12 protein-coding genes are annotated in these 13,088 nt (G+C 63.6%); 9 read left to right on the top strand and 3 right to left on the bottom strand.

What is annotated here, in order from left to right:
* From GOB87_RS16645 to spt, 4 genes are all read left to right on the top strand, one after another.
* The coding region (locus GOB87_RS16645) for a hypothetical protein (protein ID WP_206752346.1) at positions 1-222 on the top strand (222 nt) is incomplete at its 5' end.
* Between the two features lie 662 nt (positions 223-884).
* A complete protein-coding gene (locus GOB87_RS12155) occupies positions 885-2,675 on the top strand; it encodes a fatty acyl-AMP ligase (protein WP_166317128.1) in 1,791 nt (596 codons plus the stop codon).
* A 167-nt stretch (positions 2,676-2,842) separates the two neighbouring features.
* Positions 2,843-3,094, top strand: a complete 252-nt coding sequence (locus GOB87_RS12150) for an acyl carrier protein (RefSeq protein WP_166317125.1) — start codon at positions 2,843-2,845, stop codon at positions 3,092-3,094.
* Positions 3,095-3,101: 7 nt separating this feature from the next.
* Positions 3,102-4,298, top strand: coding sequence for a serine palmitoyltransferase (gene spt / locus GOB87_RS12145; protein ID WP_166317122.1), 1,197 nt, complete (start codon positions 3,102-3,104; stop codon positions 4,296-4,298).
* Positions 4,299-4,443: 145 nt separating this feature from the next.
* Here spt and GOB87_RS12140 read toward each other — a convergent pair whose 3' ends face one another.
* The 3 genes from GOB87_RS12140 to GOB87_RS12130 all read right to left on the bottom strand — a co-directional run bounded on the left by GOB87_RS12140 (position 4,444) and on the right by GOB87_RS12130 (position 7,832).
* Positions 4,444-5,706 carry an NAD(P)/FAD-dependent oxidoreductase gene (locus GOB87_RS12140; protein WP_166317119.1) on the bottom strand — a complete coding sequence of 421 codons (1,263 nt, stop codon included), beginning with the start codon at positions 5,704-5,706 and terminating at the stop codon, positions 4,444-4,446.
* 130 nt (positions 5,707-5,836) lie between these two features.
* On the bottom strand, positions 5,837-6,793 hold the full coding sequence (locus GOB87_RS12135; RefSeq protein WP_166317137.1) for a hypothetical protein: 957 nt from the start codon (positions 6,791-6,793) through the stop codon (positions 5,837-5,839).
* A gap of 64 nt (positions 6,794-6,857) precedes the next feature.
* Positions 6,858-7,832: a diacylglycerol/lipid kinase family protein gene (locus tag GOB87_RS12130; protein ID WP_166317116.1), complete on the bottom strand. Its 975-nt coding sequence runs from the start codon at positions 7,830-7,832 to the stop codon at positions 6,858-6,860.
* 279 nt (positions 7,833-8,111) lie between these two features.
* Between GOB87_RS12130 and GOB87_RS12125 the strand changes: the two genes are divergently transcribed.
* Genes GOB87_RS12125 through GOB87_RS12105 form a run of 5 tightly spaced genes read left to right on the top strand, consistent with a single transcriptional unit; the run spans position 8,112 to position 12,979 of the window.
* Positions 8,112-9,014 (top strand): metallophosphoesterase family protein, encoded by a 903-nt coding sequence (locus tag GOB87_RS12125; protein WP_166317113.1) that lies wholly within the window; start codon positions 8,112-8,114, stop codon positions 9,012-9,014.
* Positions 9,011-10,258 (top strand): LptF/LptG family permease, encoded by a 1,248-nt coding sequence (locus GOB87_RS12120; RefSeq protein ID WP_166317110.1) that lies wholly within the window; start codon positions 9,011-9,013, stop codon positions 10,256-10,258. Before GOB87_RS12125 ends, GOB87_RS12120 begins: the two co-directional genes overlap by 4 nt.
* Entirely contained in the window at positions 10,255-11,415 is a 1,161-nt protein-coding gene (locus GOB87_RS12115; RefSeq protein WP_166317107.1) for an LptF/LptG family permease, read from the top strand. Before GOB87_RS12120 ends, GOB87_RS12115 begins: the two co-directional genes overlap by 4 nt.
* A complete protein-coding gene (locus GOB87_RS12110) occupies positions 11,412-12,203 on the top strand; it encodes a sterol desaturase family protein (RefSeq protein WP_166317104.1) in 792 nt (263 codons plus the stop codon). The genes GOB87_RS12115 and GOB87_RS12110 overlap by 4 nt, the downstream gene beginning before the upstream one ends.
* Positions 12,200-12,979: a nucleotidyltransferase family protein gene (locus GOB87_RS12105; protein ID WP_166317101.1), complete on the top strand. Its 780-nt coding sequence runs from the start codon at positions 12,200-12,202 to the stop codon at positions 12,977-12,979. The genes GOB87_RS12110 and GOB87_RS12105 overlap by 4 nt, the downstream gene beginning before the upstream one ends.
* The last annotated feature ends 109 nt before the right edge of the window (positions 12,980-13,088 follow it).

Below are 13,088 nucleotides of genomic sequence, written 5' to 3'. Positions count from 1 at the left end.
CACGCCCCAGAAACAACCGGAGCCAACCATTCTGCCTCAGCGCCCCGGGAAGTGCAACCCCCCGTCCGCTTCGGTGAGCGGCTTATACGACCCAGAACGAAAAAACGTCAATCGGCTTTTTCAAAAAACTTACATAAAAACACCCATATACCCTCTGAAACCGCAGGGAACCGCCAAAAATTCTTCTCAAAAAAAATCCAGGAACACAGCATACCGCCGTAACTCCCCGCACGAATCCCCTTATCGTCAGCCACCGCCTTCCCAACGATCCATCTGAATCGGGCCGTTGATAGCCATAAGATGGAAAGACACCCTCCCATACGTCTGACCCGCCTCATGGCAATGACCAAGCAGGAAAGGCTTCCGTTCGGGTTCTCCCCATTCAACGTGAACCCGAACGCTCTTGCGGCGTTAAGCTCTACTTAATAGACAACCCAACACACCCTATAAGTCGAAACGCATCCATTCAGGACGACTCCGACTGGCCTCCATTTAAGCAGCGCCTCAGCACAACAATTATTTCCACGCATTTCAAAGATGAACGGAGCTTTCGAGCCCTCTTTTCTCATGCAGCCGAGAGCTATCCCCGGTCATCGAAATATCACAGAAACCTCTATTTTCCGGGTGTGGACCCACCTCTATGGGCTCGAACGCCTTCCCTTCTTCAGCGCCCCCAGTATCCCTATTCGCCCACGGCTCCCGTATTTGCGGGATACAGCGATTTCACTCAAAATGACGCCAATGGAAATATCCGTATCAACGCGCGATTTCATAAAATGATAAAAACCCTATATAGGCCACACGCCTGATCCCAGCGGCAGAGCACTACAGGGTTCCGTGCCCACAGCGCCGCGGTTGTCAATCACCCGAGAATGGCCAGCTGAATGACCGTCATATCCCGTATCGAAAGCGTCTCCACGCTCACCGGTTTCCAGGACACGACACCTACTCCCGTTCAGACCGAGTCCGGCCAGAACCGACGTTACGGTGACTTCGCCACCTTCCCCGAGGCTCTGGACTACGCCGCGCAGGGAGCGGCGGGGTACAATATCTATTCCGGTCGCGGAGTCCTTCTTGAGGCGCTGCCTTATGCCCTGCTGCGTGAGCAGGCCATCGAGATGGCGCGCCGTCTTCTGGCCCTCGGCCTCCAGCCGGGTGACCGGGTCGGGCTGATCGCGGAAAGCGACGGTGACTTCGCGCGCATCTTCTATGGTTGTCAGTATGCCGGTCTGGTGGCGACGCCCATGCCCCTGCCGGTGGCCTTCGGTGGCCGTGAGACCTATGTCGCGACCATTCGCGGCATGATCGAGACAGCAGACGCCTCCGCCATCGTCATCCCCGACCTGATCGCAAGCTGGACCGACGATATCATTGCCGGGTTCGATCTGAAGTTCGGCGGCTCTCCGGCCCAGTTGATGGAACTGCCCGCGCCCGCGCGGCCGCTGCCCACAGTGCGCCCGGATGACCTGTCCTATCTCCAGTTCTCCTCAGGCAGCACGCGCTTCCCGAAAGGTGTCTGCGTCACACAGCGTTCCGGCCTGGCCAATGCGCATTCCATCGCGCATGACGGCCTGCAGGTCCGTGAAACCGGCGACCGCTGCGTCTCGTGGCTGCCGCTCTATCATGACATGGGACTCGTAGGCTTCTTCATCACACCCATGACCTGTCAGCTTACGGTCGATCTGCTGCCGACGCGCGAATTCGCCCGCCGCCCGCATGTCTGGCTGGACCTGATCTCCCGCAATCGCGGCACACTCTCCTACAGCCCCTCTTTCGGCTACGACCTGTGCTCACGCCGGTCCGGTGCGGCCGGACTCGATCTGTCGAGCTGGCGTGTGGCCGGTATCGGTGGCGACATGATCCGCCCGCACATTCTGGAGAACTTCGCCGAGCGCTTTGCGTCGCTCGGTTTCGACGCCCGCGCGTTCGTGGCCAGCTACGGAATGGCCGAAGCCACGCTCGCCATCAGCTTTGCCCCGCTGAACGTCGGGATGCGGACCGACACCATCGACCTGCGTCGTCTTGAAATGGAAGGCGTGGCTTACCCGAGCAACGATCCCTCCCATCCTCTGCGCACCTTCGTCCTGTGCGGCCGCGTACTGCCCGGTCACGAGATCGAAGTGCGCGATGCTGACGGCACGGTTCAGCCCGAACGCCATATCGGCACCATCTTCGTTCGCGGTCCCAGCCTGATGAGCGGGTATTTCCGGCTCCCGACCGAGTCCGCCGAAGCACTGGACGCCAATGGCTGGCTGAACACCGGCGACCTTGGTTACATGCTCGATGGCCAGATCGTGGTGACGGGGCGCGCCAAGGATCTCATCATCATCAATGGCCGCAACATCTGGCCGCAGGATCTTGAGTGGAGCGCCGAGCACGAGGTCGAGGGGCTGCGCAATCACGATGTGGCCGTCTTCTCGATCGAGGAAGATGGCGGTGAAAAGGTCGTGGCTCTTGTCCATTGCCGCGCTACCACACCAGAGGGACGGCAGGCGCTGAGCGAAAAGATCGCGGCCGTGTTCCGTCGCCTGCACGGGGTGGAGGCGGAGATCATCCTTCTGCCGCCGCACTCCCTTCCCCAGACGTCCTCGGGCAAGCTGACGCGGGCCAAGGCCCGTAGCATGCTGCTTTCAGGCGCATTCACCCGCATCGACGAGACGGCTTCAGCCGCCTGAAGAGGTGGTTCTCCCGACCACCGATGCGGTCACGGCAGGACTGGATGACACGTCGTGCCGTGACATTTCTCTGGCGAGGGGACATGTTTTCCGCCATAACCCCGCCGTTCCGCGGAACCATGCCCATGACCGGACATTCCGCCCGCAACTGATTCAAGGTGCCCCGAATGAGTGAAACGGTTCAGGATGTCTCGGCTCTGATCATCCAGAAACTCCTTGCCAATCCCAAGGTGCCCCGTGACATCACCGGATCGAGCAAGATCGTTGAAGATCTGGCGTTCGACTCCCTCGCCGTGATGAATTTCGTGATGGAAATCGAGGACGAACTCGATGTCTCCGTCCCGCTGGACCGTCTGGCCGAAATCCGCACCATCGACGATCTTGCATCCTGCATCGTCGCCATCCGCAACGGCGGCTGATCCCTGCATGAGCATTTTCGACAAGTTTCGTGGCGTAGAACAGCGTCTGGCCGAACTTCAGGCCGCTGGCGGACGCAATCCGTTTTCGGTCGTCATCGAGCGCCCCATCTCCTCCACCGTGGGGCTGATCGAGGGTCGTGAGACGCTGCTGTTCGGCACCAACAACTATCTGGGCCTGAGCCAGTCTCCCCGCGCCATCGAGGCGGCGATCGAGACCGTGCGCGCCCGTGGCGTCGGCACGACCGGTTCACGCATCGCCAACGGCACGCAAAGCCTGCATGAGCAGCTTGAAGCCCGTATCGCGAACTACTTCGGCCAGAAGCACTGCATGGTCTTCTCGACCGGCTATCAGGCCAACCTTGGCATGATCTCCACGCTGGCGGGCAAAGGCGACTACCTCCTGCTCGATGCCGACAGCCATGCGAGCATCTATGACGCCAGTCGCCTCGGCCATGCGCAGGTCATCCGCTTCCGTCACAATGATCCCGAAGACCTGCGCAAGCGCCTGAACCGCATCAAGGACGAACCGGGCGCAAAGCTCGTGGTGGTCGAGGGCATCTATTCCATGACGGGCAATGTCGTGCCCATGAAGGAAATGGCCGAGGTCAAGCGCGAGACGGGTGCCACCCTTCTGGTGGATGAAGCCCACTCCTTCGGTGTGCTCGGTCCGACAGGGCGCGGCGTGGCGGAAGCCGCCGGTGTCGAGAAAGACGTGGACTTCATTGTCGGCACCTTCTCCAAGAGCGTCGGCACTGTGGGCGGCTACTGCGTCTCCAATCATCCTGAGCTGGATCTGGTGCGGCTGCATTGCCGCCCCTACATGTTCACCGCCTCGCTGCCGCCGGAAGTCATCGCCGCGACCATGGCGGGACTGGATGAGATGAAGGCGCATCCGGAACTGCGCACGCGTCTGATGGATAACGCCGTGCGCTTCCATGCGGGCCTGAACCGCATCGGCCTGAAAACCGGCAAACAGGTCAGCCCGGTGGTGGGTGTGGTGCTGGAGACCATTCCCGAAGCCATCATGCTGTGGAACCGGCTGCTGACCTTGGGGCTTTACGTCAATCTCAGCCTGCCGCCCGCAACACCGGACCATCACCCGTTGCTGCGCTGCTCCGTGATGGCCACGCACACGCCGGAGCAGATCGACCGGGCCGTGGAGATCTTCCGCGAGGCGCTGGAAAGCCTGCCTGCGGACGCCTGATCGCGGACGCATTACGCTACGAAAAGGGGCGGTCCTGCACTTGGCAGGCCGCCCCTTTTTCATGCGTTTATCAAAAGATCGGGCTCTGCCCGCACACCCGGAAGGGATCTCTGATCCCTTCACCCTGTTTGCGTGAACGTCTGGCTCAGATCGTGAACGCGCGCCGTCCCGTGCGGAAACGACCCGGACGATAGGGCAGCGGATCGATATAGGGCGTCTCGCCCTTCATCAGCTCCGCGCACAGACGCCCCGTCGCCGGGCCAAGCGTGAAGCCCTGATGGGCATGACCGAAATGGAACCATAGCCCCGTATGACCGGATGCTTCTCCGATGATGGGCAGCATGTCCGCCACACAGGGACGGCTCCCGATCCACGGCGTGGCTTCCACTCCCTCACCGATGTCGAGCATCCCGCGTGCCAGACGCTCGCTTTCGCGAATCTGACGCCAGCACGGCGGCGCATCGCGGCGGGCGAACTCGGCCCCCGTCGTTACACGCAGCCCCCGCGCCATCGGGAGGAGTGCGACACCCGCATCCGTGTCGATCATGGGATTGTTGAGTTTGCCGTCCCATTTGAAATGCCGGTGGTAGCCACGCTTCACGAACAGTGGAAAACGATAGCCCATCGCCTCCGTCAGATCGGACGACCATGGCCCAAGCGCAATCACCGCCTGCTCCGCCGAAACCGGACCGTCCGCAGTCTGCACGGTCCAGCCCGATGAGAGGTTCGCCAACGTGCGGGCATCGCCGTGCACAATATGGCCACCGGCCTTTACGAACGCTTCCGCATAACGCTGCACCAGTGCCCCAGGGTCTTTCACGCTCCACGGCGTCGTCCACTGCACACCGCCTGTCATGCGGCGGCGCAGCGCGGGTTCCTCGCGGGCCAGAGTGGAAGGATCGAGAATACGGCTGTCCACACCGAACTCGCGGGCGAAATACCGGGCACGCGCGGCGCCGTCCTCAAATCCTTTTTCCGTGCGGAAAATCTGGGTCCAGCCCTGTTTCTCCACCAGATCGGCCGCTCCTGCGGCCTCGACCATCGATTCATGCTCGCTCAGACAATGGCGGATCAAAGCCTCGAACCCCGTGCGCGCCACGCCGTAGCGACGCGGGGAGGAGTTCCACCAGTATTCCGCAAGCTTCGGTGCAATGGCGGGCAGGTCGCCCCAGCGGTAATTCACGTCATTGCCGCGCTTGAACGCGACCTGCACCAACTTCATCAGGTCATGAGGAAAAGCATACGGCTCAACGGCTTCCCGCTGGATCAGCCCCGCATTGCCGTAGGACGTCTCCCGCCCCGGCTCGCCGCGCTCCACCAGTGTGACGTCATAGCCTTTTTGGATGAGGTGCCATGCCGTGCTGACACCCACCATACCGCCACCGAGAACAAGCGCCGATCGAGCCATGTACTGGACACTCCCTGTCCGGACGAAACGCACAATGTCGGGCGCTTCCTGTCCGCCAACCGTCATTTTCCGCATCCCAAGGGATGCCTCTCCGCTTTCCCATCCAGCGGCACGCCGGTCAACCGCCCCTTCAGGACGAAGGGTTGCCCGTACGGCGGAACACCCCTGCGCGCACTAGGCGCCACAGAACAGCAGGAGCGCACACCACCGGATGGCGCTCGGCAAAGGGTGTGAGCGGCACATGCACACCGCTGTGGCGCTGGATTTTCCACACGATGTAGCGCGCAGCCCCCTCGAACGTGAAAGCCGCCTTCACCAGCCGCGCAATGTTGAGCGGACGTCCCAGCCGTGCGCGCACCGCCCAGCGGCGCTCCGCCTGCGCCCGCTCGGTCTCTGGCACACCGGACGTCACCTGGCCATCGGGCCGAAGCTGTGCGTCCAGACCTGCCGCCACCCATGACGCCGTGAGCAGTCGCGAAAACCGCGCTTCCTCACCCGCCAGAAGATGGCGCGAACGCGCCGTGGTCTCCACGCGAAGCTCGGCCGCATAGGTCCGATGGAACAGCGCTTGCCAATACCCCTCCGGCGTCGCCTGATCCGGACCGAGTTCCGCAGCCCAGAGTGCGGCGGTCCCGACCGCGCGGATCACACAGCGCAGCACGGCATCGGCGGCCTGTGCATCGCGCACCCACACCAGACGCACAGGCTGCGCGAACCGCGCCCAGACGGTCGTATCGCGGCACTCGGGTCGGGTTAACCGGCGGAACTGCTTCAATGAGAGAATGGCGACCTTGGCGCGCAGGGGCACGCCGTCCACGTCCATCTCGTGATATTCCACATTGGGCGGCAACAGGGCATTCGCCACACGCGCCAGCCGCCCACGCGGCCAGTCCGACTGGTGCTCCACGATCACATAGAAATCGAGAACACCCTCCGCGAGAACGGACGGATCGGCTTCTCCCTGCGCGACTTTCCGGACAAGAGAGCCATAAAACAACACCCCCAGCGGTCTGGAGAGTCCCACCATCCGCTCCACGAAGTGCGAAATCAGCAGTGGCACGGGAGAGGTCAGTTCGGTCGCTAGCATCTGGGCGACGGCTCGGGCAGCGTTCGTCCGCGCCGTTTCGGTCGTGCCGCTCACAGCGCCCTCTTCAGCACTGGATAAACGCCAGACGTGGCCCTTCGCGGAGCCACACGCGCCCGTCTTCGCCCGGCGCGAGTTCCTCACCGTCCATCACCAGACGGTCGTGGGTCTCGATCATGATTTCGGCGGCCATGCCGCTGTGATAAGCTGCAGACCGCCGCAAACGCTGCGAAATGCGGCCGCGCAGCACGGAAAGGAGTCCCCGCGCCAGTCCCGGCGGGTTTCCGGCGATATCCAGATAGATCACGCTTCCCCGCGCAGGCGTGTCCAGCCAGAACGGCCAGACGCCCCGCGAGAGCCGATGCAGTCCCGTGACCAGAAAGAGAAACCGCGAGCGGATATCGGAAATCTGTCCATCGACGGTCAGTGTCATGGGCGTGCCCGCCATCCATTTCTGGCGCACCTCCGCGCGCAGGAACTGACGCAAACCGTAAAAAATTGTCATCAGGACGGCAGTGTCATGCGAATACCGGTCAAGGATCGCAGGGGCATGCGCGATCTCGATTCCGCGGGTGAACGCCGCCATCCCCCCGAACATTCCCGCCACGGGGCGACGCTTGGGGTCCGACCACGAGACCACCACCGGATGACGCCAACGCACATCGTCCATCAGCGTGCCCGTACGCACTTTCTCGCGCAGCAGGGCCAGTGCCGGAAGCCCACGGGTGGGGCAGCCAACATCGCTGGCAATCAGGTTGGTGTTGCCCGAAGGAATGACGGCCAGCGCCGGCAGCCGGTCCTGCGGCCAGCAGACCAGCAGGGCGCTCAGGACGTTGCTGACGGTGCCATCGCCACCATTGATCACGATGAGCTGCACCTCGCGCCGCGCCAGTTCCACCATGGCCGCAGCCAGTTCCGACTGACCTTTCGGCTCGATGAAATTGTCCCCGAACAGCGCGCGGGCCTCACGGGCGAAGGCTCCTCCGTCATGGATGTTCAGACGACTGCGCGAATTGTGAATCAAGGCGACAGATGAAGGCACGCGGCTATCCGTGTTCCGGGGCGACCGTCATCCTGCGGTCCGAAAAGAGGGTCGTCAGAACGCGACAACCCGGATGACTCGTGCGTGATGACGCGGCTCCTATAGACGCCTCACTTCAAGTTGTCACATTCCTCCCCGCCGCCGCTCCGCGCTGCGTGACGGGAAGAATTGCGCACCGCCCTCTTGATCGGATACGCCGTTTGAGAGATCGATGCGTCCGGTCAGGTTCCGTCCTGTCCCCCGCGACCGTCTCCGAACGTCAGGTCAGGAAATCCCTTAGTGTCAGCCATTCTGGCCCATCTCTCCGACCCGCATCTGCCGCTCGAAGCCCTTCCCGGCCTGCGCGACCTGCCCAACAAGCGCGCCGTCAGCCTTCTGTCGTGGCTGTTCATCCGTCGCCATATCCACCGCACAGCGCCGCTGGCCGCCGTCATGCGCGATATCGCCACCCACAATCCCGACGCGCTTGCCATCACCGGCGACATGACCAATCTCGGCACCCGGGCCGAAAGTGCCGCCGCCGCCCGCTGGCTGAGCCGCACCGGCCATATGCAGGCCGTCATTCCCGGTAATCACGACACGCTCGTCCGCGAGCCGTGGGAGGAAGGGCCGGGACTGTGGAGCCCTTATGGCGGCATGAGCAGGCCGGATGAGCCACTGTGCCTGCGGGTGAACGACGTGGCGCTGATCGGCGTCAGTTCCGCCATCGTGACACCGCCGTTCTTCGCGTCCGGCCGTGTGAGCGCCGTGCAACTGGACCGCACCGCCCGACTGCTCCGCGAAACCCGCGCCGACGGGCTCTGCCGCGTCGTGATGATCCATCACCCGCCCGCGCATGGTCTCATGATGTGGCACAAGAAGTTGTACGGCATCACACCTTTTGCCGAAATGTTACGCGACAACGGAGCGGAGATGGTCCTTCACGGCCACTCTCACGAAGGCACACTCACCACCGTGCCCGGCACCGAGATCCCGCTGATCGGCGTGACATCGGCCTCCCACCGACCGGGCCGGAGCCTCAAGCGCGCGGCCGGATGGAACCGCATCACCGTCACACGCGATGAAAACGCCATGAAGTGGGACATTCGGGTGGAGGCCCGGCGTCTTGCACCGGACGGACAGCTTCATACTTTCCGCACCCATGACCTCACGCGCCCGGACGGCGGAGCAACCGGTCCATGACCACGCCGAAGGAGTCCGCCTACATCCCACCGCTCGCGCGCCTGCCGCGCTGGCTGCGGCCGGGTACGCTCGACTCCTATCTGCTGGCGCAGACCGTCCCGCCCTTTACCATCGCCATTTCGGTCGTGCTGATCGCGCTGCTGCTAGAACGGCTGCTGGTGCTGCTCAATGTTCTCGCCTCTGCCGCCAGCCCCTATTCCACCCTCGTCAAGCTGCTGGCCGACCTGTTGCCGCACTATATGGGCCTCGCCCTGCCCGCCGCTTTGTGCGTGTCGGTCTTCGTCGTCGTGCGCCGCATGAGCGAGGGCGACGAACTGGACGCGCTGATGAGCAGCGGCGTCTCGCTGGCCCGCGTCGCGCGGCCTTTCGCCATCACAGGCGCTGTCATCGGCGTGCTGTCGATGCTGCTCTACGGCTATCTCCAACCCCATGCGCGCTACCAGTTCCGCGAGGGATTCTACTTCGCCCGCCATGCCGGATGGTCCCCCGTGCTCCAGTCCGGCATGTTCGCCTCCCCCTCCGGCTCCCTCACCCTGACGGCGGACCGCGTCGATCACGCCGGGTCGCATCTGATCAATGTGTTCATCCGTGACATGAGCGACGATCGGGAGCGCGACATCACCGCCCGCACAGGCACCATCCGTAGCGACACCTCCAAGGGAGAGGTGCAGATCGAACTGTTCGACGGCTCCATCCTCACGGTGCGCCCGGGCGAACAGTCCACCGTCACCACCTTCGACCACGCCGTGCGCCTGATTTCCCGCGCGCAGGCCGCATCCTTTCGCCATCGTGGCGACGATGAGCGCGAACTCACCTCCCACGAACTGGCCAGCAAAATCCGCACCGTCAAACGCGGCGATCCTCAGCCGCAGGTCCCGGCCTCAGCGGCCACGCAAGCCGACATCCCACTGGCCAGCCTGAGGGCCGAACTGAATTTCCGTCTCGCCCGCAGCCTGTCGATCCCCTTCATTCCCGTGCTGGCTGTTTCTCTGGCCATTATCGGAAAACGCAAGCGCAGCAGTTCAGGGCTGGCAGTGGCCGTGCTGGTTCTCGTGACCTATGACCACATCCTTCAGATGGGCGAGAGTCTGGTGGCCAGCGGCAAGTCCTCGCCCTTTCTGGTGATCTGGCCCCCCACACTGGTCTTCTGCGGAGCCTGTGTGCTGCTGATGCTGTTCCGTGGCCAAATCCTGCCCATCCGCCGCGTCCGTCCGGCGGCCCCGCAGGAGAGCGCCGCGTCATGAGAGACCCCGCGATTCCGCGCGGCCCTCGGCATGTCCTGCTGCGCTACCTCTCCTTCAGCCTGCTTTCGCGCACGGTCATGTGCTGCGCCATCCTCATCGCGCTGATGGAAATCCTGGCGCTGCTGGAACAGATGACGCCCATCCTCAAGCGCCATCTCGGCTTTGGCGGCGTGCTGACCTATATGGGCCTGCATTTGCCCGCCATGCTGCTCAACGCCCTGCCGCTGAGCGTACTGATCGGCGCCCTGCTGCTGCTCACACAGATGACGATGAACAGCGAGGTCGCCATCCTGCGGGCGGCCGGGCTGTCTCCGCTGGGCTTCTTCATCCGCCTCGTTCCCGTCACGCTGCTGATCGGTGGTTTCGGCTTCGCCATGGAAGATCAGGTCACACCGCGCTCGGAACTGGCACTGGCCGCGTGGTGGAACCGCACCGATCCACATCCCGAGACCGGCCGTTCCTTCTGGTTCCATGTGCCCGGCGGACAGGCTTCCGCCTGCCCCATGCCCACTCTCTCCACACCGCCCGCCGCCAACGAACTGGCCCATGTCCATCATGTGGCCCGCGCCGGACATGAAGCGGTGGGAATCGATCTCTATGACCGGGACTCGGAGGGCCGTCTGCTGCGCACGCTTCACGCCGAACGCGCGGTTCACGCGCAGGGGCAATGGACGCTCTCGGGCATTCGCTGCATCACCGTCTCGCTGGAAGCGCACGACGCCACGGCCACCGAAAGCGCGCGCGAGTCGGCCATGTGGATCAACCCTTTTGGGCCGACGGACATGCTGCGGCTGGCGCAGGAATCCATCCCCTTCTCCTCGGGCATGATTCTCGCGGCCCTGCACGGACACATCGCGACCAACCAGACCCCCGGTTATCTGCGGGCCGCCCTGTTCGAGCGCCTGCTCCGACCTCTGGCTTTCATCGTCATGCTTTTGCTGGCGCTGCCGGTGATCTATATTCCTCCGCGCACCGGGCTGCGGAGCTGGCTCCCCGTCTGGTGTCTCGGTGGCGGTTTGCTCTTCATCATCGTGCAGGGCATGTTCCGCGCCATGGGCAATGCGGGCCTGCTTCCGGCGCCCGTTGCGACGGCGCCCGGCCTGCTTATCTTCCTGCTTGCCGCCTGCACCGCGCTTTTGAGGAACGAGGACAAATGAGCGCCACCTTGCGCAATTCGACCATCCGGTCCGGGCGCAGCTTCGATCTCGGCAAGATGAACCTGCGCCAGCTCTGGGTGGCGTATCTCACCTATCCGACGATCCTGCTGTATTTTGCCCTCATCGTCATCAGTGTGGCGCTCGTCGTGCATCTCGCCCCCGGCTGGGTGCCGCTTGCCGCCTCCGTGGTGGCCGTGATGCTGGTTTACCCTCTCGTGTGGTATCTACTGCACCGTTATGTGCTGCACGGTCAGTGGCTCTACAAGTCGCGCTGGACGGCGGCTCTGTGGAAGCGCATCCACTTCGATCACCATCAGGATCCGCACCTGCTCGATGTGCTGTTCGGCGCACCGGCCACCACACTTCCCACCATCGCCGCCGTGACCATTCCCGTGGGCTGGCTGATCGGGGGCTGGGGATGCAGTGCCGCCGCTTTCGGCACCGGTGTGACCATCACGTGCATCTATGAGTTCTTCCACTGCATCCAGCACCTAAACTACAAACCCAAGGCCGCGTGGATCCAGAAGATGAAGGCGTGGCACGTTCTCCATCACTTCCATGATGAAGACATCAATTTCGGCATCACCAGTTACGTCGTGGATCGTGCCTTCGGCACCCTTTACACCGATGCGAAAAGCCGTCCGCGTAGCCCCACGGTCTTCAACCTCGGCTATGACATCGAGGAAGCCCAGCGCTATCCGTGGGTGATGGAACTGACAGGTTCCGCACCGCGCGACCGTCCTGACGGCGCCCGCCCCTCGTCACGGACGGACAGGACCGCCGCGTGAACGCTACGACCACCGGCACGCTTTCAGCCCTCGTTCTGGCCGGCTCCCGCAAGGGGGCCGCAGACCCGATGGCTGTGGCCGCCGGTCTGTCGCACAAAGCCCTGATCCCGCTCGACGGCAAGCCGATGATCGCGCATGTGCTGGACGCGCTGCGCGCCACACCCGCGATCACGCGCATCATCGTCTGCATCGAAACGCCCTCTGTGCTGGACGGGCTTCTGCTCCCCGGCGAAGACATCATTCCGGCAGCAGACGGCCCGAGCGCCAGTGTGCTCGCCGGACTCGCCGCATGCGGCACGCCCCTCCTCGTCACGACCGCCGATAATCCGTTGCTCCGTCCGGAGTGGATCGAAGCGTTCCTGAAAGACGCAGGCACGGCCGATCTCGCCGTGGGAGTGGCGAAAGAAGCCACCGTGCGCCGGGATGTACCGGGCACGGCGCGCACCTTCATCCGCCTGGCGGATGTCGCCTTCTCGGGCTGCAATCTCTTCCTGTTCCGCACCGAAGTCTCGCGCCGCGTGGCGTCCCTGTGGCGGCGGCTGGAGAACGAGCGCAAGCATCCTCTGCGCATGGGCTGGCTGTTGGGGCCGTCCGTGTTGCTGCGGTTCCTGTTACGCAGGCTCGACACCCGTGCCCTGCTCGCACGCATCCGCAAGCTGACCGGCGCTCAGGCCCGTTTCGTGTTCATGCCCGATGGACGCGCGGCGGTGGACGTGGACAAACCCGCAGACCTCGAACTGGTGCGCAGACTGATGGCGAGTGAACGGCGCAACTAAGTCCGCTCCGTCGCGCTGTGGGTGTGCGTGGCCATTCGGTCAGAAACGCGGAGCGAGCCGCGGACTCTCGCGTCGATCTGCGCGTGAGATGCAGGAAGGAGCGCCTCCG

This window comes from Acetobacter estunensis (assembly GCF_011516945.1).
GTDB classification, from domain to species: Bacteria; Pseudomonadota; Alphaproteobacteria; order Acetobacterales; family Acetobacteraceae; genus Acetobacter; species Acetobacter estunensis.
This window is presented reverse-complemented; position numbering and strand designations above follow the sequence as displayed.